General features: G+C 56.4%; 18 protein-coding genes. 15 read left to right on the top strand and 3 right to left on the bottom strand.

Annotated elements, in window-relative coordinates:
- Position 1: 1 nt before the first annotated feature.
- The 7 genes from livM to CPH65_RS22595 all read left to right on the top strand — a co-directional run bounded on the left by livM (position 2) and on the right by CPH65_RS22595 (position 6,548).
- Positions 2-1,294, top strand: coding sequence for a high-affinity branched-chain amino acid ABC transporter permease LivM (gene livM / locus CPH65_RS22565; RefSeq protein WP_096175953.1), 1,293 nt, complete (start codon positions 2-4; stop codon positions 1,292-1,294).
- A complete protein-coding gene (locus tag CPH65_RS22570) occupies positions 1,291-2,160 on the top strand; it encodes an ABC transporter ATP-binding protein (protein ID WP_096175954.1) in 870 nt (289 codons plus the stop codon). Before livM ends, CPH65_RS22570 begins: the two co-directional genes overlap by 4 nt.
- Complete coding sequence (locus CPH65_RS22575; protein WP_096175955.1) at positions 2,157-2,882, top strand: ABC transporter ATP-binding protein; 726 nt, start codon at positions 2,157-2,159, stop codon at positions 2,880-2,882. Before CPH65_RS22570 ends, CPH65_RS22575 begins: the two co-directional genes overlap by 4 nt.
- An 18-nt stretch (positions 2,883-2,900) precedes the next feature.
- Complete coding sequence (locus CPH65_RS22580; RefSeq protein WP_096175956.1) at positions 2,901-3,239, top strand: DUF6867 family protein; 339 nt, start codon at positions 2,901-2,903, stop codon at positions 3,237-3,239.
- 232 nt (positions 3,240-3,471) lie between these two features.
- Positions 3,472-4,578: a branched-chain amino acid ABC transporter substrate-binding protein gene (locus CPH65_RS22585; RefSeq protein WP_096175957.1), complete on the top strand. Its 1,107-nt coding sequence runs from the start codon at positions 3,472-3,474 to the stop codon at positions 4,576-4,578.
- A gap of 267 nt (positions 4,579-4,845) precedes the next feature.
- On the top strand, positions 4,846-5,871 hold the full coding sequence (locus CPH65_RS22590; protein ID WP_096175958.1) for a P1 family peptidase: 1,026 nt from the start codon (positions 4,846-4,848) through the stop codon (positions 5,869-5,871).
- Positions 5,872-6,074: 203 nt separating this feature from the next.
- A complete protein-coding gene (locus CPH65_RS22595; RefSeq protein ID WP_096175959.1) occupies positions 6,075-6,548 on the top strand; it encodes an Lrp/AsnC family transcriptional regulator in 474 nt (157 codons plus the stop codon).
- Positions 6,549-6,619: 71 nt separating this feature from the next.
- Here CPH65_RS22595 and CPH65_RS22600 read toward each other — a convergent pair whose 3' ends face one another.
- Positions 6,620-7,876, bottom strand: coding sequence for an FAD-binding oxidoreductase (locus CPH65_RS22600; RefSeq protein ID WP_096175960.1), 1,257 nt, complete (start codon positions 7,874-7,876; stop codon positions 6,620-6,622).
- A 348-nt stretch (positions 7,877-8,224) separates the two neighbouring features.
- Between CPH65_RS22600 and rpe the strand changes: the two genes are divergently transcribed.
- The 3 genes from rpe (at position 8,225) to CPH65_RS22615 (ending at position 10,941) form a co-directional block, all read left to right on the top strand.
- The gene (rpe, locus tag CPH65_RS22605) at positions 8,225-8,899 is read left to right on the top strand and encodes a ribulose-phosphate 3-epimerase (protein ID WP_096175961.1); all 675 of its coding nucleotides are present in this window, start codon (positions 8,225-8,227) and stop codon (positions 8,897-8,899) included.
- Between the two features lie 123 nt (positions 8,900-9,022).
- On the top strand, positions 9,023-10,351 hold the full coding sequence (gene purB, locus CPH65_RS22610) for an adenylosuccinate lyase (protein WP_096175962.1): 1,329 nt from the start codon (positions 9,023-9,025) through the stop codon (positions 10,349-10,351).
- A 35-nt stretch (positions 10,352-10,386) separates the two neighbouring features.
- Positions 10,387-10,941, top strand: coding sequence for an alpha/beta hydrolase (locus tag CPH65_RS22615; RefSeq protein WP_096175963.1), 555 nt, complete (start codon positions 10,387-10,389; stop codon positions 10,939-10,941).
- Positions 10,942-11,014: 73 nt separating this feature from the next.
- Here CPH65_RS22615 and CPH65_RS22620 read toward each other — a convergent pair whose 3' ends face one another.
- Positions 11,015-11,236: a hypothetical protein gene (locus CPH65_RS22620; protein ID WP_096175964.1), complete on the bottom strand. Its 222-nt coding sequence runs from the start codon at positions 11,234-11,236 to the stop codon at positions 11,015-11,017.
- Between the two features lie 211 nt (positions 11,237-11,447).
- Positions 11,448-11,768: a DUF1476 domain-containing protein gene (locus CPH65_RS22625; protein ID WP_096175965.1), complete on the bottom strand. Its 321-nt coding sequence runs from the start codon at positions 11,766-11,768 to the stop codon at positions 11,448-11,450.
- Positions 11,769-12,408: 640 nt separating this feature from the next.
- Between CPH65_RS22625 and purC the strand changes: the two genes are divergently transcribed.
- From purC to purL, 5 genes are all read left to right on the top strand, one after another.
- On the top strand, positions 12,409-13,173 hold the full coding sequence (gene purC, locus CPH65_RS22630) for a phosphoribosylaminoimidazolesuccinocarboxamide synthase (RefSeq protein ID WP_096175966.1): 765 nt from the start codon (positions 12,409-12,411) through the stop codon (positions 13,171-13,173).
- Between the two features lie 122 nt (positions 13,174-13,295).
- A complete protein-coding gene (purS, locus tag CPH65_RS22635; protein WP_096175967.1) occupies positions 13,296-13,535 on the top strand; it encodes a phosphoribosylformylglycinamidine synthase subunit PurS in 240 nt (79 codons plus the stop codon).
- 71 nt (positions 13,536-13,606) lie between these two features.
- A complete protein-coding gene (locus CPH65_RS24170) occupies positions 13,607-13,762 on the top strand; it encodes a phosphoribosylformylglycinamidine synthase-associated small membrane protein (RefSeq protein ID WP_172891566.1) in 156 nt (51 codons plus the stop codon).
- Positions 13,763-13,804: 42 nt separating this feature from the next.
- The gene (purQ, locus tag CPH65_RS22640) at positions 13,805-14,494 is read left to right on the top strand and encodes a phosphoribosylformylglycinamidine synthase subunit PurQ (RefSeq protein ID WP_096175968.1); all 690 of its coding nucleotides are present in this window, start codon (positions 13,805-13,807) and stop codon (positions 14,492-14,494) included.
- The gene (purL, locus tag CPH65_RS22645; RefSeq protein ID WP_096175969.1) at positions 14,491-16,695 is read left to right on the top strand and encodes a phosphoribosylformylglycinamidine synthase subunit PurL; all 2,205 of its coding nucleotides are present in this window, start codon (positions 14,491-14,493) and stop codon (positions 16,693-16,695) included. The genes purQ and purL overlap by 4 nt, the downstream gene beginning before the upstream one ends.
- The last annotated feature ends 267 nt before the right edge of the window (positions 16,696-16,962 follow it).

The following is a 16,962-nucleotide window of genomic DNA, read 5'->3' on the forward strand; positions in this document are numbered from 1 at the left end:
GATGCAGTTTCTCAACGATAGCCGCGTAGGTGCCGCTCTCAAGGATGCGGGCCTAGCGGCACTGGTAACCCTTGGCCTGACGTGGATCCTCGTGGGCATGAGAACAAAGACCGCGACAGGCGGCCTTGTCCTCACCAGCCAGTGGGAACTGGTTACCTGGATGGTTGTTGTGGTTGCGATTGGTCGCTTCCTGATCAGCCTGCTCGTCTGGCGCGGTGAAAACGTCGTCGCAGATGCGGCCAAATCCGTCCTGCCATCAACGGAAGCCTTGACCAAAATCGGCACCTTTTTCGGCCCCGCCCTTCTGGCGCTGGCTGTTTCGATGCCGTTTTGGGGCGATCGCTATATGATTGACCTTGGCATTCTGGTTCTCACCTACATCATGCTCGGCTGGGGTCTGAACATCGTGGTTGGCCTCGCCGGTCTTCTTGACCTCGGATATGTGGCCTTTTATGCGGTTGGCGCTTATTCCTACGCGTTGTTCGCCCACTATTTTGATCTCTCCTTCTGGGTCTGCCTGCCGCTTGCCGGTATTCTGGCAGCCTTCTGGGGCATTATTCTGGGCTTCCCTGTCTTGCGTCTGCGCGGCGACTATCTCGCCATCGTGACGCTAGCATTCGGGGAAATCATCCGTGTCGTCCTGCTCAACTGGTACCAGTTCACCGGCGGCCCCGACGGCATATCCCGCATTCCGCGCCCCTCCTTCTTCGGCCTTGAATTCAAGCGCAAGGACGGATTTGCCGATTTCTTCGGCCTTGATTATTCCTCACTGCACAGGGTGATCTTCCTTTTCTATCTCATCCTGATTCTGGCTCTCGTTACCAACTTCGTGACAATGCGCCTGCGCAAATTGCCGATTGGCCGCGCATGGGAAGCCCTGCGTGAGGACGAAATCGCCTGCCGGTCTCTGGGGATCAACACCACCAACACCAAACTGACAGCCTTCTCGCTTGGCGCTATGTTCGGCGGTTTCGCCGGCGCATTCTTTGCCACCCGGCAGGGCTTCATTTCGCCAGAGAGCTTCACCTTCATGGAATCGGCAATCATTCTGGCCATCGTGGTGCTTGGCGGGCTGGGTAGCCAGATCGGCGTCGTCATCGCCTCCATCGTCATGATCGGCGGCTTTGAGCTCTTCCGAGATCTACAAGAGCTGCGCATGCTTGTCTTCGGCCTGTTGATGGTCTTCATCATGGTCTGGAAACCGCGTGGTTTGATCTCAAGTCGCGCCCCGTCTGTCTATCTTAAAGAGAAGAAAGCCGTCTCGGGCGATCTGGTTGCGGAGGGCGAAGGATGAACACTTGGAACGACAATCCCATCCTGACCGTCGAGCATCTCACGATGCGCTTTGGCGGTCTGGTTGCGGTCGATGACCTTTCCTTCGAGGTTGGCCGCAATGACATCACCGCTCTGATCGGCCCCAACGGTGCCGGCAAGACCACGGTCTTCAACTGCGTCACGGGCTTCTACAAACCCACTGAAGGCCGGATCACCATGAAACGGTTAAACGGCGAACAGCTCCTTCTGGAACGGATGCCCGATTTCCAGATCGCGCAAAGCGCCAAAGTGGCAAGGACTTTCCAGAACATCCGTCTGTTCGGCGGCATGACCGTTTTGGAAAACCTGATGATCGCCCAACACAACAAACTGATGAAGGATTCCTACTTCACTGTGGGCGGCGTCCTTGGTCTCAAGAGCTTCCGCAGGTCCGAAACCGCCTCGATCGATAAAGCAAAAGGCTGGCTTGAGCGGATCGGGCTGATCGACCGGGCAGATGACCCCGCCGCAGACTTGCCTTATGGCGACCAGCGCCGTTTGGAAATCGCCCGTGCTATGTGCACGGGTCCGGAACTGCTCTGCCTTGACGAACCGGCTGCAGGTCTGAACCCCAAGGAAACCCATGAGCTGAACCAACTGCTCTATTCCATCCGGAAGACAGACGACACGGCGGTTCTGTTGATCGAACATGACATGAGCATGGTGATGGAGATCTCCGACCATGTTGTCGTTCTCGATTATGGCGTGAAGATCTCGGACGGCGATGCCAATCATGTCCAGAATGACCCCAGCGTGATTGCTGCCTATCTTGGTGTCGATGACGAAGAGGTTGAGGAAGCCGAAGCAGAAGCGCATTTCTCGCATAAGGAGGAGCAGACCTCATGAGCCAGCCACTCCTGAGCCTGAGAGGCGTCGAAACCTATTATGGCAAGATCGTTGCCCTGCGCGGCATCGACATTGATGTCAATGAGGGCGAGATCGTCACCGTCATCGGTGCCAACGGTGCCGGTAAATCAACCACCATGATGACCATTTGCGGCATCACGCGTGCCCGCGCCGGTTCCATCATCTACCGCGGCGAGGACATCACCAAGCTGCCAACCCATGAGATTGCGCACAAACAGATCGCTCAGTCTCCCGAGGGACGCCGGATCTTTGGCCGCATGACCGTCATGGAAAACCTTCAGATGGGGGCAGCAGTCATCAACTACGCCCACATTGATGAAGACCTCAGGATGGTCTTTGACCTCTTCCCCATTCTGGAAAAGCGTCAAAGTCAACGGGGCGGCACCCTGTCAGGGGGCGAACAGCAAATGCTGGCGATCGCCCGAGCCCTGATGTCCCGCCCCAAGCTTCTGATGCTGGACGAACCTTCTCTGGGTCTTGCCCCTCTCGTGGTCAAGCAGATCTTCGAAGTGGTAAAGGAGCTGAATGAAAAGCAGGGTCTGACGGTCTTTCTCGTGGAACAGAATGCCTATCATGCGCTGCGCCTCGCCCATCGCGGATACGTGATGATCAATGGACAGATCACCCTGACAGGTGGCGGCAAGGAACTTCTATCCAATCCGGAAGTTCAGGCAGCCTATCTCGAAGGCGGACGGCACTAAGCAAAAGGAACGGTTGTCATGAACTTTCTTTGGGACAATACCATCGCCGCCTTTCTCGTCCTCACCATTTTTCTGGGTGGCGGAGCAGCTTGGATGTCAGGCAGAGCCATCGCGTTGAGCTGGCGTCCGAATTGGCAAATATTTTTATACATGCTGCTTCTGACCGCAGCAGTAAGATTTCTGAATTACGGCCTCTATGAAGGACAATTGCTGTCCCTCTACTACTATCTGGTCACCTTCGTAATCCTGACAGCCTTCTGCTGGCTGGGTTACCGCTATACACGCACAAATCAGATGGTAAGGCAGTATCATTGGCTCTATCAAAAGGTCAGCCCTCTTTCCTGGAAAGAGCGGTAGGCCAGAGCCGATCAGCAAAAGATCGGGTGTGACGACACACGCCACACTCGCTCCGACACATGCGGGACATAATCGATTGTTCAATTTGTGAAGGAGAAAAAGGGGATTGAATGTTTTATAAATTTCAGCCCTAATCCAACCAACCGTAAGGTTCAAAAATAAAATCACTACCAGATTGTTGCGCTCAATCAGGCGCAACGGAACACGCCAAACATCTCATGGGAGAGTTTTGATGAAAAAAGCACTTTTGGCAGGCGTCGCCCTTGCTGGCTCTATTGCTATGTCCAGCGCCGCAATGGCCGATATCGTGATCGCAACTGCAGGCCCAATGACCGGTCAGTATGCTTCCTTCGGCATGCAGATGAAAATCGGTGCCGAGCAGGCGGTTGAAGACATCAACGAAGCTGGCGGCATCAACGGCGAAATGTTGAAGCTGGAAGTTGGCGATGACGCCTGCGATCCGAAACAGGCTGTTGCTGTAGCCAACCAGATGGTTGGTAAAGGCGTTGTCTTCATGGCTGGCCACTTCTGCTCTGGCTCTTCCATTCCTGCGTCCGCAGTTTATGCTGAAGAAGGCCTTGTGCAGATTTCGCCGGCTTCCACCAACCCGAAATTCACCGACGAACGTCCGAATCCGGATGGCGGCACCTACCGCGTCTGTGGTCGTGATGACCAGCAGGGTGAAGTTGCCGGTAAACTGCTCTTTGAAGAGTTCGGCGACAAGAAGGTGGCCATCATCCACGACAAAACCGCTTACGGTAAGGGTCTTGCTGATCAGACCATGGGAGCTTTCGAAGCTCTTGGTGGCAAAACTGCAATGTACGAAGCCTATACCGCTGGTGAAAAAGACTACACCGCGCTGGTCTCCAAGTTCAAACAGGCTGGTATCGACGCTCTGTATGTTGGTGGCTATCACACCGAAGCAGGCCTGATCGTTCGTCAGATGCGCGAACAGGGCATGGACACCGTCCTGATCTCTGGTGACGCTCTTGTGACGGACGAATATTGGTCCATCACCGGCGACGCTGGCGAAGGCACCCTGATGACCTTCTCCCCGGATCCGGCTCTTAACCCGGAAGCAGCACCGGTTGTGGAAGAATTCAAAGCCAAAGGCCTGACCACCGAAGGCTATGTTCTTTACACCTACGCTGCGATCCAGGCTTGGGCTGATGCTGTTAAAGCGGCTGGCTCCACCGACTATGACGCTGTCAACGAAGCTCTGAACGAAGGCGAATTCTCCACCGTTCTTGGCAACCTGTCCTTCGACGACAAAGGCGACGTCACCCTGCCAGGCTATGTCTGGTACGAATGGAGCGAAGGCAAATACTCCTACAAATAAGATCGGTATCACAGATCTGACGATCTGACCGCTCTTGAATAAAATGGAAAGCCCCTTTGCACTCAGCAATGGGGCTTTTCTTTTTGCGTAGCTATGCCGGCCCGTTCGCAACAAGATGCACCAACCACACCGCCAACCTTGCCAATGCGGGCTTGGTCCTGACCAAAAGCCTCGTTATGCTGACGCAGACAGAGCTCCCTAACTTGTGTTGTCCAGTCAGGATGGCACATGAGGGTCAGGGAGTTCAGTCGGACGCAAGGAAACCAAATGAACAATCTCATCACGGATATCGATGGTCTCAAGGTCGGCAACGCCACTGATCTGACGTTGAAATCAGGAACGACAGCACTTCTGTGCGACCGGCCGATGATTGCCTCGTGCATGATTCTGGGGGGCGCGCCGGGCACCCGGGACACAGACCTCCTCTCCCCCGAACAGAGCGTGCAACATATCGACGGGCTTGTTCTGTCCGGCGGCTCCGCTTATGGCCTCGATGCTGCAGGTGGCGTGCAAGCCTGGTTGCGAGAACAAGGCCGCGGCTTTGCCATCGGACCGGTGCGTGTTCCCATCGTCTCAAGCGCCATTTTGTTCGACCTGATCAATGGCGGCGACAAGTCATGGTCCCGCCAGAGCCCCTATTGGGAGCTTGGCTGGGAGGCTGCAGAGGCAGCAGCCCAAGATTTTTCTCTCGGCAGCCATGGTGCGGGCACAGGCGCCTTCACGGCAGGACTGAAAGGGGGCTTGGGCTCCGCATCCATGCAAACAGACGACGGCATTCGCATCGGTGCGCTGGTCGCGGTCAATGCCGTGGGGCGCGCGACAATGGGCGAGACACCCCATTTCTGGGCCGCGCCCTTCGAGAAGAATGCAGAATTCGGCGGGCTCGGTCATGCCAAGGAACTCCCCGAAGACATAGCCATCCCCTACACGAAGCTGGACGCCATGCGCAATGCCCCCACCGGCGGCCTACCGACCGGACTGGGTGGCAACACCACGATCGGCATCATCGCCACCGATGCCAAACTGACCAAGCCCGAGGCAAAGCGCCTTGCGATCATGGCCCACACCGGATTTGCTCGCGCGCTCTGGCCGTCCCATTCTCCAATGGATGGGGATTTGATCTTCGCGCTGTCCACAGGCAGCAAGGATCTGCCCAATGGAGATGACGGCTTTGGGATGCTCGGCGCTCATGGCGCAGCGACGATGGCCCGTGCCATCGCCAGAGGGGTCTATGAGGCCACGCCGGCACCCGAAGACCCCTTCCCCACGTGGCGAGCGATGTTTTCGTCCTAGCGATGATTCTGTTCGACGTAATCCACAATCCTCGGCGGAAGAATTGTTTTACCTCGTCGAGCCACAGGGGCTTTTTCTTCACATTCCTTTCAAATCGAGTGCTTTTCTTTCCTAGGGCAGCTCGAATTGAATAAAAATAATCATGTACAAGCCCCAAAATACTTTGTAGCCTTCGAATAAAATATTTCTAATGTGAGCTAGATATGGAAAAAATGACACTGGATTCAGGGGACGTGCGCATCCTCAAAGTCTTGCAGAGTGACGCATCACTTTCCATCGCGGAAGTCGCAAAGCAGGCTGGCATGTCGCAAACGCCCTGTTGGCGCCGTATCAAGAAACTCAAGGAAACGGGCGTTCTCAAGCAGATCACCGCGATCATAGATCGCGAGTCCGTGGGCCTGAGCTTTGTCTCCTATGCCTTTGTCAAACTCACCGTGCCCAGCCGCACAAACATGGAAGAATTCGACAAGCTGATGAGCGTCTGGCCCGAAGTCGTCACCTGCGAACGCATTACCGGTGCTGTCGACTATCTGGTCAAGGTCATCACCGAAGACATCAAGGCCTACGACAATTTTCTGTGCTACAAACTGCTCAATTCCGAACTGGTTTCGGATGTTCAGTCGCGCATCGTCGTTTCCACCGTCAAGGAGACCGCCGCTCTGCCGCTGGTCGAGTGACGCGTGAGGCAAAAAAGACGCTGGCCCGTTCAGACCAGCGTCGTTTCTTGTTCTTGAAGAACCACCCTGCCCTAGAACCGGCCTGCAGAAAAGCCTTTCACATCATAGGATAGCTCGCGCCCCATGATCATATCGGCCATCATTCGGCCAGTCACCGGCCCCGTCGCAAATCCCAAATGGCCATGGCCAAAATTGAAGTAGAGGCCGGGATGGTTGTCCGCCCGATCAATGAGCGGCAGCGAATCCGGGAAGCATGGCCGGAAGCCCATCCAAGGTTCATCCTCAACCGGTGCCCCAAGTGGATAGAGATGCCGGGCCCATTCGGTTGCACGATAGATCTGCACCGGTGTTTTCTTCGTGTCCCGCGCGGCAAACTCAATGCCTGAGGTCATCCGGATGCCCGCCTCGGTCGGGGTCATCAGAAAACCGACGTCCTCATCCACCACGGGGCGATTGAGGAAGGCTCCATCCTTGCTGGCGAAATGCTGATGATAGCCGCGCTTGGCCGCAAGCGGAAAGCTGTAGCCCATGGGTTTGAGCAGATCGAGGCTCCATGCCCCCAGCGAAACAACCACCTTGTTGGCCTTGACATCGCCAGCCTCGGTGGTGACGACCCAAGCATCCCCTTCCCGTTTGAGGCTCCTGGCATCCCCTTTGACGAAGCGTCCGCCGCGGCTCTCGTATAGCGCTGCATAGGCCTTGGTCACGGTCTTGGGCGAAGAGACAGACACGCAGCCTTTCCAAAAGATGGCGTGATCGTCCTTGTCAAACTGCATGTGCGGTTCGAGCTCTTCGAGATCGGTCTGTTTGACCACCTCATAATCGACCCCAAACTCAGCCGCATAGCGCCGCGCCCCTTCGGTTGACGCAAAGCTCTTGGCGCTGTGGTAAAGGTGGATCCAGCCAGTGGCGCGAAACTGCTCGTTTATTCCTGCTTCATTGGCGAAATGCGCATGTTCGTCTGCCGCTACCGCTCTAAGCGGGGCAATCGCCCGGGCGTAGGTATCGATGCCCTTGTCATTGGACAACAGCCACATGCGAAACAGCCATGGCGCAAGCCTGGGCATGAACGTGGGATGATAGTGCATGTGGATCTGCCGATTGGACGCATATTTCGCCACCTCAATCGGATTGCTCGGAATGGTCAGAGGGATCATGCCATCCTTCTCGATGACGCCAGCGTTGCCATGGGAGGCTTCTTCCCCCGGCTCACGTCGATCAACCAGCACCACCGATTGCCCCGCAGCCTGCAAATGCAAGGCGGTGCTGACACCCACAATCCCCGCTCCAAGAACGAGGACGTCATGGCTTTTTTCTTCGTTACTCATCAAAATTGACTCCACTCGGCAGCCCTCGGTGACCCGACATCAAGGGAGCATCGTTTGAAACGGGACCACAGTATCATTTGAGACAGGCTGGATTTGACAGCAGAACGCCAACGCCCCGGAAATACCACCAATATACAAACAAAATACAAAAGAGCAATCACTTCCCGCATTTTATCAGGACAAAAGCGCCAAGGCCTCGTCTCTTGCGTTGATCCGCGAAATATTTGCACCGATTGCCTGCAAAATCAAAAACAATTCGTCACCCCCCCCACCCGGAAGCTTGCCCAAACCCCGCCCATATGCTACCCGCGAAGCCAACATCCCAATGACACGACAGGATCAACAACCATGGCGCGGCCCATCATCATCGCCCCTTCCATTCTCGCTTCGGATTTCGCCCGCTTTGGCGAAGAGGTCAAGGCCATTGACGAGGCCGGGTGCGACTGGATTCACGTCGATGTCATGGATGGCCACTTCGTGCCCAACATCACGTTTGGGCCACAAGTCGTGCGGGCCATTCGCCCCTATACCGACAAGATCATCGACACGCATCTGATGATCTCGCCTGCCGACCCGTATCTGGAAGATTTTGCCCAGGCGGGCGCGGACATGATCACCGTACATGCCGAAGCGGGTCCACATCTTGATCGTTCTCTTCAGGCCATTAAGGCCATGGGCAAGAAGGCAGGCGTTTCACTGAACCCCGCAACCCATGAGAGCGTCATCGAATATGTGCTCGACCGCCTCGACATGGTGCTCTTGATGACGGTTAATCCCGGATTTGGTGGTCAGTCATTGATCTCCTCAGTGATCGAGAAAACCCGCCGCGTAAAGAAAATCATTGGTGATCGTGACATCGACATCCAGATTGACGGCGGCGTCACGGTTGAAACTGCGCCAAAAGTTGTCGAGGCTGGCGCAAATGTGCTGGTTGCCGGTTCTGCCATTTTCAAGGGCGAGAGCGTGGACGACTATCGCAGAGAAATCGAAAACCTTCGCAAAGCCGCCCAAAAAGCCCAATAAAGCGCGCGCTGCTGATAGTGCATACCATGATATGCCCGTCGCATATCCGGCCCTTTTCCTCCCTTTGGTCCTGCTTCTGGCGAGGCTCCCAAGGGGTCCCACAAACGAACACAGGCAACCGACATGATCCCTCGTTATTCCCGGCCCGACATGGTCGACATCTGGTCTCCCGAAACCAAGTTCCGCATCTGGTTCGAGATCGAAGCCCATGCCTGCGATGCGCTCGCCAAGCTGGGTGTCATCCCGGAAAGCGCAGCAAAGACTATCTGGGAAAAGGGCAGCGCGGCGACCTTTGACATCGACCGGATTGACGAGATCGAGCGCGAGACCAAGCATGATGTCATTGCTTTCCTCACCCATCTGGCCGAAATTGTCGGCCCCGACGCCCGCTTCGTGCATCAGGGCATGACCTCTTCGGACGTGCTGGACACCTGTTTCAACGTCCAGTTGACCAAAGCTGCCGATCTGCTGCTGGCCGACCTTGATAAACTGCTTGAGGCCACCAAACGCCGCGCCTTCGAGCACAAGGACACCGTCTGCATCGGCCGCTCTCATGGCATCCATGCCGAGCCGGTGACCTTTGGCCTCAAGATGGCCGAAGCCTACGCAGAATTCGATCGCTGCCGGACCCGCCTCATTGCGGCCCGCGACGAAATCGCCACCTGTGCCATTTCCGGGGCCGTCGGCACCTTCGCCAACATCGACCCCAGCGTTGAGGAACATGTGGCAGAAGCCATGGGCCTTCAGCCCGAGCCAGTATCCACACAGGTCATCCCGCGTGACCGTCACGCCATGTTTTTCTCCACCCTTGGCGTGATCGCATCGTCCGTTGAGCGCGTCTCGACAGAAATCCGCCACCTGCAGCGCACCGAAGTGCTCGAAGCAGAGGAATTCTTCTCCAAGGGCCAGAAAGGCTCTTCGGCCATGCCGCACAAGCGCAACCCGATCCTGACCGAGAACCTTACCGGACTTGCCCGCATCGTGCGTTCTGCCGTCACGCCTGCCCTTGAGAATGTCGCCCTCTGGCATGAACGCGATATCTCCCATTCCTCCGTTGAGCGCATGATCGGCCCAGATGCGACCGTAACGCTCGACTTCGCCCTTGTGCGTCTTACCGGCGTTATCGACAAGCTGCTGGTCTATCCCGAGCGCATGCTGGGCAACATGAACGGCCTGGGCGGTCTCGTGCATTCCCAGCGCATTCTGCTGGCCCTCACTCAGGCAGGCTCTTCTCGCGAAGACGCCTATCGCCTCGTGCAGCGCAATGCGATGAAGGTCTGGGAGAGCTATCACATGGCAGGCAACGCCACCGTCGATTTTCTCACCGAGCTTCTTGCAGACGAAGACGTGCGTCAATATCTCTCGGAAGAGGAAATCAAGGATCGCTTCGACCTTGGCTATCACACCAAGAATGTTGACGTGATCTTCAAACGCGTGTTCGGCGAAGCTTGAGGCCTCGCCGATAGGGGCAACCCGAAAGGAGTCTCATGAAAGCGTCTGAAGCGGACATTTTCATCATACCGGGGCTGGATAATTCCGGCCCCGATCACTGGCAATCCCGGTGGGAGGACAAGATCAGGTCTGCCCGCCGCATTGAGCAGCAAGACTGGGCCAATCCGCAAATGGAGGCATGGGTCTCCAACATCATCGCCGACGTTGAAAAAGCCACCCGGCCCGCTGTTCTTGTGGCCCATTCTCTGGGTGTCGTCGCTGCAGTCAAGGCTGCACACGGCATAAAGCCCGGCATTGTCAGTGGAGCATTTCTGGTCGGGATGCCAAACGTGGAAAGCGATGATCACGTGCCGGGCCACATTCGCCATTTTGCCCCGATCCCGGAAGCGCCATTGCCCTTTCCCTCGATCCTTGTCGCCTCACGCTCCGACCCCTATTGCGCCTTTGAAACGGCAGAGCATTTCAGCGCAAAATGGGGATCCCAGCTGGTCGACGCAGGCGACACCGGCCACCTGAATGAACACAGCGGTCAGGGCCCATGGCCCGAAGGCCTGATGACTTTCGCCAACTTCATGAACAAGTTGTCGTGAAACAAAAAAAGGCCTGACACCAGTCAGGCCTTTTGCATTGCACCCAATCACAGATATCAAGCTATTGCGGGCATCAAGCAGTCGCAGCCGGTCTTTCCTTGGAGATGGCTGCATCGACACGCTTTGCAACATACCAAGATACCGGGAGCGCCAGAACAACGCCCGCAACCACAAATGCGATGAACAGCATCGGGTCAAAATCAAGGGTTCCATACATAGTCAATGGAACCAGCGCAAAAATACCTGCCAACGTCGGTGCGATGACAATGAAAAATATGGCCGTCAGCTTCAGCATCGAGGGTCCTCCTCCCTTTCCCTGCACCGTTTGCCCGGACGAACAAAAGACGCATATAACATTCCTCTTATCGAAGAATGCGCAGAAAAGCGCGGCTTTGCTCTGACCTAGATCAAATGAAGCCGAAACCTTGGCAGAATTCTAATTTAAAGGATTTAGAATATAGGATAATAGCGGCGCCAAACGCTGAACGCGGCTGGCACACGCATCATTAGCCAATCCTGATCTGCTCCAGTGCAACCGCGAGCAACTGGCTCATGTGCCGCCGAATCTGATGTTCGGACTGATCCACCGCGTTTTCCTGAAAGTCAGCTTGGATTTTGCGGAAAACATCCTCCTCGCCCGGCTCGGCAAAGTCCGAACGCACCACTTCCTTTGCGTAATTCTCTGCTTCCTCCCCTTCAAGACCCAGCTTTTCGGCGGCCCAGAGCCCCAGAAGCTTGTTGCGGCGTGCCGTCGCCTTGAAGCGCGTTTCCTCATCATGCACGAACCCGGCTTCATAGCTTTGTTCACGCTTATCAAATGTTGTCATCAAGCCTCTCCCCTTCGGATCAATCCGAGCGCATACCTACCTTCCCGTATATGTTCAGTACCGTTGAGAAAACAACAGGACCATTTTCTATATCCCTCCCACTTTCGTCGCATCACGGCCTGAACAGAGACCTCGGCACAGCGCCACATCATTATACCACAAGCGCCATTGGCTTCGGCACACCACTTGAAATTGGCCGTCTTATCAATCCGTCGTAGGCGGTCCAACTGTGCGCATTTCAAGGTTTGGTCCTTGCGCCATGATGCCAACAAGCGAACGATCAACCGAACATCGCAAAAAACTTGCGTTTTGTGCGTTTCCAAGATTGAGAATTGGCTCAAAATTCGCTAATCACCGTGCCTGTGCGCCAGACTGCGCGTCAGACAGCGCGAAACCAACCGAAATCGCGACTTGGCTTCCCGCCGCACGCTCGATTTGCGTTATAGTCCAGAGATGGTCCGGCCTGATTCTCCCCTTGAAGGGCGAGGGTCAGAATCGAACCCCTCGGGCGATCAGCAGCAAGCGGCCTGAGTGACACAGAATTGAAACGAAAAAAGCCGACTGTTCGCACGAAAAGCGTCAGGGCTTTTCACTCCAATACACCAGCCCTTTAGGGGCTCAATGAAACGGTATTACGCTCATGAATCGTCGTCGCAGAATCTATGAAGGCAAAGCCAAAATTCTGTATGAAGGTCCAGAACCGGGTACGCTTATCTGCCATTTCAAGGACGACGCCACCGCCTTCAACAACAAGAAGCACGAAATCATTGACGGCAAGGGCGTTCTGAACAACCGGATTTCCGAATTCATTTTCAAAAATCTCAATGATATGGGCATCCAGACCCACTTCATTCGCCGCATCAACATGCGCGAACAGTTGATCAAGGAATGCGAAATCATTCCGCTCGAGGTCATCGTGCGCAACGTGGCGGCCGGCTCCATTGCCAAGCGTCTGGGCCTTGAGGAAGGCACCCAGTTGCCGCGCTCGGTCATCGAATTCTGCTACAAGAACGACAGTCTGGACGATCCGATGGTCTCCGAAGAGCACATCACCGCCTTTGGCTGGGCGAGCCCGCAGGAAATCGACGACATCATGGCGCTGGCCATCCGCATCAACGACTATCTTTGCGGCATGTTCCGGGCAGCAGGCATTCGCCTCGTCGACTTCAAGATCGAATGTGGTCGCTACTTCGAGGGCGACACGATGCGCGTCATCCTTGCTGATGAGATCTCCCCCGATTCCTGCCGCCTGTGGGACATCGAGAGCAACGACAAGCTCGACAAGGACCGGTTCCGCCGCGATCTTGGCGGCATGCTCGAAGCCTATCAGGAAGTCGCGCGGCGCCTTGGCATCATGAACGAAAATCCCGAACACAAGGGCACAGGCCCGGTTCTGGTCAAATAATCAAAAAAGGCAGGAGCCCGCTCCTGCCTTTGCCATTTCTTCTCCCCCGGGCCGATCAACGGGTCTTGTCAGGGACCTCCCTGATTTCCAACCACGGGGCGACACACAGGGAAAGCAGTAAGATGAAGGCACGTATCACCGTAACATTGAAAAACGGCGTTCTGGACCCTCAGGGCAAGGCCATCGAAGGCGCTCTGGGCTCGCTGGGCTTTGACGGCGTCGAGTCTGTGCGTCAGGGCAAGGTGATCGACATTGAACTGAGCGAAGGCGACAAGGCTGCGGCCGAAGCCAAGCTGACTGACATGTGCGAAAAACTCCTCGCCAACACCGTTATCGAGAATTACCACATCGACATTCTCTGACGCAGTAGGACACGCGCCCGCCATCGTGCCGGGCAGCATGTGACCACAAGGTAAGAGGTTGGACCCCGGCCATGACCGACCAGAACGAAGATCAATTGACGCAGCCTGCCCGCATCGACCAGCGCGAGGAGGCCGCCAAGGCCATCCGCTTCATGCTGATCAAGGCTGCCATCTTCATTCTGATCCCGGTCATCGCCTCGGCGCTCGCCATCTTCTTTCTTCTGTAATCCGGCCGGATCCCGGCCATTCAACTGACGGAGCAGGACTTCATGAAAACTGCGATCCTCGTTTTCCCCGGAACCAATCGTGAGCGCGACATGGCAGCAGCCGTGCGCTCCGTTTCCGGTGCCGACCCGATGATGGTCTGGCACGCCGAGACCGAAATCCCCGAGGCTGATCTGATCATCCTTCCCGGTGGCTTCTCCTATGGTGACTATCTTCGCTCCGGAGCGATTGCAGCCCGGTCGCCGATTGTTGCCGACCTTCTGGAGAAGGCCAAACAGGGCGTCCGCATTCTCGGCGTCTGCAACGGCTTCCAGATCCTGACAGAAACCGGCATCCTGCCCGGCGCGCTGATGCGCAATGCGGGCCTTAACTTCATCTGCAAGGAAACCCTGCTGCGCGTTGAACGCACGGACACGATCTTTACCAGTAGTTATCAAGCTGGTCAGGTCATGCGCTGCCCGGTCGCCCATCACGACGGCAACTTCTTTGCCGACGATGAAACGCTGAAGATGCTCGAAGATGAAGGCCGCGTGCTGTTCCGCTATTCCGATGTGAAAGGCGAAACAACCCCAGAGGCCAACATCAACGGCTCGCGCAACAACATCGCAGGCATCATGAATGCCCGTGGCACCATTCTGGGCATGATGCCGCATCCCGAAAATCTGATTGAAGACCTGCACGGCGGCCTTGATGGCCGCGGCCTGTTTGAAAGCCTGTTGGAGAAGGTGGCATGATCCAGAACGAACCAAAGATCACTCCCGAACTGATCGCCTCCCATGGCCTCAAACCTGAAGAATATGCCCACATTCTCGAACTGATCGGACGTGAGCCGACCTTCACCGAGTTTGGCATCTTCTCGGCCATGTGGAACGAGCACTGTTCTTACAAGTCCTCCAAGAAGTGGCTCCGCACCCTGCCAACCAAAGGCCCGCGCGTGCTGCAGGGGCCCGGCGAGAACGCCGGTGTGGTCGACATTGACGATGGCCAGACGGTCGTCTTCAAGATGGAAAGCCACAACCATCCCTCCTATATCGAGCCCTATCAGGGCGCGGCCACCGGCGTTGGCGGTATCCTGCGCGATGTCTTCACCATGGGTGCCCGTCCCGTTGCGGCCATGAACTCCCTGCGCTTTGGCGAACCTGAGCATGAGCGCACCCGGCACGTTGTATCCGGCGTCGTGGCTGGCGTTGGCGGCTATGGCAACAGCTTTGGCGTGCCCACCGTTGGCGGCGAAGTCAACTTCCATCCTTCTTATAACGGCAACTGCCTCGTCAATGCCTTTGCGGCGGGCCTTGCAGATGCGGACAAGATCTTCCTCTCTGAGGCCAAGGGCGTCGGCATGCCGGTTGTCTATCTTGGTGCCAAAACCGGCCGCGACGGCGTCGGCGGAGCCACCATGGCCTCGGCCGAGTTCGACGATGACAGCGAGGAAAAGCGTCCTACTGTTCAGGTCGGCGACCCCTTCAGCGAAAAACGCCTGATGGAAGCCACCATCGAGCTGATGCAGACCGGTGCCGTCATTGCCATTCAGGACATGGGCGCGGCAGGCCTCACCTGCTCCGCCGTTGAAATGGGCGCGAAGGGCAACCTCGGCATCGATCTGGACCTCAACAAGGTTCCAGTGCGCGAAGAAAACATGACCCCATATGAGATGATGCTGTCCGAATCCCAGGAACGCATGCTCATGGTGCTGCACCCGGAAAAACGCGAAGCCGCCGAAGCGGTGTTCCGCAAATGGGAACTGGACTTTGCCGAAGTCGGCGAGACCACCGACAATCTGCGCTTCCGCATCTATTTTGATGGCGAGCTGGTTGCTGATCTGCCGATCAAGGAACTGGGTGACGAAGCCCCCGAATATGATCGCCCATGGATCGAGAGTGAAAAACTCGCCAAGCTCGACAATGGGACCATCCCCGCGCCCAACGATCTTCTGGCAAGCCTTGTCAAGATGGTCGGCAGCCCGAACCTGAGCTCACGTCGCTGGGTCTGGGAGCAATATGACACGATGATTCAGGGCAACACCCAGCAGCGCCCCGGTGGCGATGCAGGCGTCATCCGTGTCGATGGCACCGGCAAGGGCCTTGCCTTCACCGTTGATGTCACCCCGCGCTACTGCAGGGCAGACCCGTTCGAAGGCGGCAAGCAGGCTGTCGCCGAAAGCTGGCGCAACCTCAACTCGGTTGGCGCAGAGCCTCTTGCCACCACCGACAACCTCAACTTCGGCAATCCTGAAAAGCCCGAAATCATGGGCCAGTTCGTCGGCTGCATCAAAGGGATCGGCGAGGCTTGCCAAACCCTCGACATGCCAATCGTCTCGGGCAACGTCTCGCTCTATAACGAGACCTCCGGCGAAGCAATCCTGCCTACCCCGGCCATTGGTGCCGTTGGCCTGCTGCCCGACGTCACCGTCTCTGTCGGCAATGGTTTCGTGGCCGAAGACGATGTGATCATCCTCATCGGTTGCCATGGCAGCGAAATGGGCCAGAGCCTCTATCTCGCCGAAATGCTCGGGCGTGAGGAAGGGGCTCCACCGCCGGTCAATCTCGAGATTGAAAAAATCTATGGTGCCTTTGTTCGCGACGCGATCCGCTCCGGCGCAATCAATGCAGCGCACGACATTTCCGACGGCGGACTAGGTGTTGCCGTTGCCGAAATGGCCATGCGTTCCGGCCTCGGATGCACCATTGAACTGCCCTCGAACGATCCCCATATTGCCCTCTACGCGGAGGATCAGGCACGCTACGTGGTCACCTGTAACAAGGAGGCAGCCAATGCCCTTCTGGCTCAGGCCGGCAAGAGCGGTGTCCTAGCCGAGGTCATTGGTGTTGTTGAAGGTGAAGCCCTCAGCCTCGCCGGCCACGGCTCGGTCCCGGTTGCAGATCTTGTCAAGGCACACGAGACCTGGTTCCCCGCCTATATGGCCAAGGAAATCTGAGGAACAGGGCGCGGACAAACTGCACAATGTCTAGTCCGGGTCTAGACTGGTGATTGTCTGATTTTTCAGCTTGACCCAGACCTGTCTCAAAGGAGACGCTAGCGCAAACAGCATCTTTCCCTATCGGCTCACCTGAAAATTGGTGATACAAGGGGAAGATGGCCAAGAAAGGCAGAACCGGCAAACACGCGGAAGCAGACTCCATTCACTGATCTGCTATTTGCGTCTGTCCAACTTTCCTGCCACACTTTGTACCGAGGAGAGCAG

Origin of the sequence: Cohaesibacter sp. ES.047, from assembly GCF_900215505.1 — a bacterium.
Lineage (GTDB): Bacteria > Pseudomonadota > Alphaproteobacteria > Rhizobiales > Cohaesibacteraceae > Cohaesibacter.

What these genes read in the sequence shown, in the direction of transcription:
- livM (WP_096175953.1), top strand. Translation starts at nt 2, where the DNA reads ATGCAGTTTCTCAACGATAGCCGCGTAGGTGCCGCTCTCAAGGATGCG.
- CPH65_RS22570 (WP_096175954.1), top strand. Translation starts at nt 1,291, where the DNA reads ATGAACACTTGGAACGACAATCCCATCCTGACCGTCGAGCATCTCACG.
- CPH65_RS22575 (WP_096175955.1), top strand. Translation starts at nt 2,157, where the DNA reads ATGAGCCAGCCACTCCTGAGCCTGAGAGGCGTCGAAACCTATTATGGC.
- CPH65_RS22580 (WP_096175956.1), top strand. Translation starts at nt 2,901, where the DNA reads ATGAACTTTCTTTGGGACAATACCATCGCCGCCTTTCTCGTCCTCACC.
- CPH65_RS22585 (WP_096175957.1), top strand. Translation starts at nt 3,472, where the DNA reads ATGAAAAAAGCACTTTTGGCAGGCGTCGCCCTTGCTGGCTCTATTGCT.
- CPH65_RS22590 (WP_096175958.1), top strand. Translation starts at nt 4,846, where the DNA reads ATGAACAATCTCATCACGGATATCGATGGTCTCAAGGTCGGCAACGCC.
- CPH65_RS22595 (WP_096175959.1), top strand. Translation starts at nt 6,075, where the DNA reads ATGGAAAAAATGACACTGGATTCAGGGGACGTGCGCATCCTCAAAGTC.
- CPH65_RS22600 (WP_096175960.1), bottom strand. Translation starts at nt 7,876, where the DNA reads ATGAGTAACGAAGAAAAAAGCCATGACGTCCTCGTTCTTGGAGCGGGG.
- rpe (WP_096175961.1), top strand. Translation starts at nt 8,225, where the DNA reads ATGGCGCGGCCCATCATCATCGCCCCTTCCATTCTCGCTTCGGATTTC.
- purB (WP_096175962.1), top strand. Translation starts at nt 9,023, where the DNA reads ATGATCCCTCGTTATTCCCGGCCCGACATGGTCGACATCTGGTCTCCC.
- CPH65_RS22615 (WP_096175963.1), top strand. Translation starts at nt 10,387, where the DNA reads ATGAAAGCGTCTGAAGCGGACATTTTCATCATACCGGGGCTGGATAAT.
- CPH65_RS22620 (WP_096175964.1), bottom strand. Translation starts at nt 11,236, where the DNA reads ATGCTGAAGCTGACGGCCATATTTTTCATTGTCATCGCACCGACGTTG.
- CPH65_RS22625 (WP_096175965.1), bottom strand. Translation starts at nt 11,768, where the DNA reads ATGACAACATTTGATAAGCGTGAACAAAGCTATGAAGCCGGGTTCGTG.
- purC (WP_096175966.1), top strand. Translation starts at nt 12,409, where the DNA reads ATGAATCGTCGTCGCAGAATCTATGAAGGCAAAGCCAAAATTCTGTAT.
- purS (WP_096175967.1), top strand. Translation starts at nt 13,296, where the DNA reads ATGAAGGCACGTATCACCGTAACATTGAAAAACGGCGTTCTGGACCCT.
- CPH65_RS24170 (WP_172891566.1), top strand. Translation starts at nt 13,607, where the DNA reads ATGACCGACCAGAACGAAGATCAATTGACGCAGCCTGCCCGCATCGAC.
- purQ (WP_096175968.1), top strand. Translation starts at nt 13,805, where the DNA reads ATGAAAACTGCGATCCTCGTTTTCCCCGGAACCAATCGTGAGCGCGAC.
- purL (WP_096175969.1), top strand. Translation starts at nt 14,491, where the DNA reads ATGATCCAGAACGAACCAAAGATCACTCCCGAACTGATCGCCTCCCAT.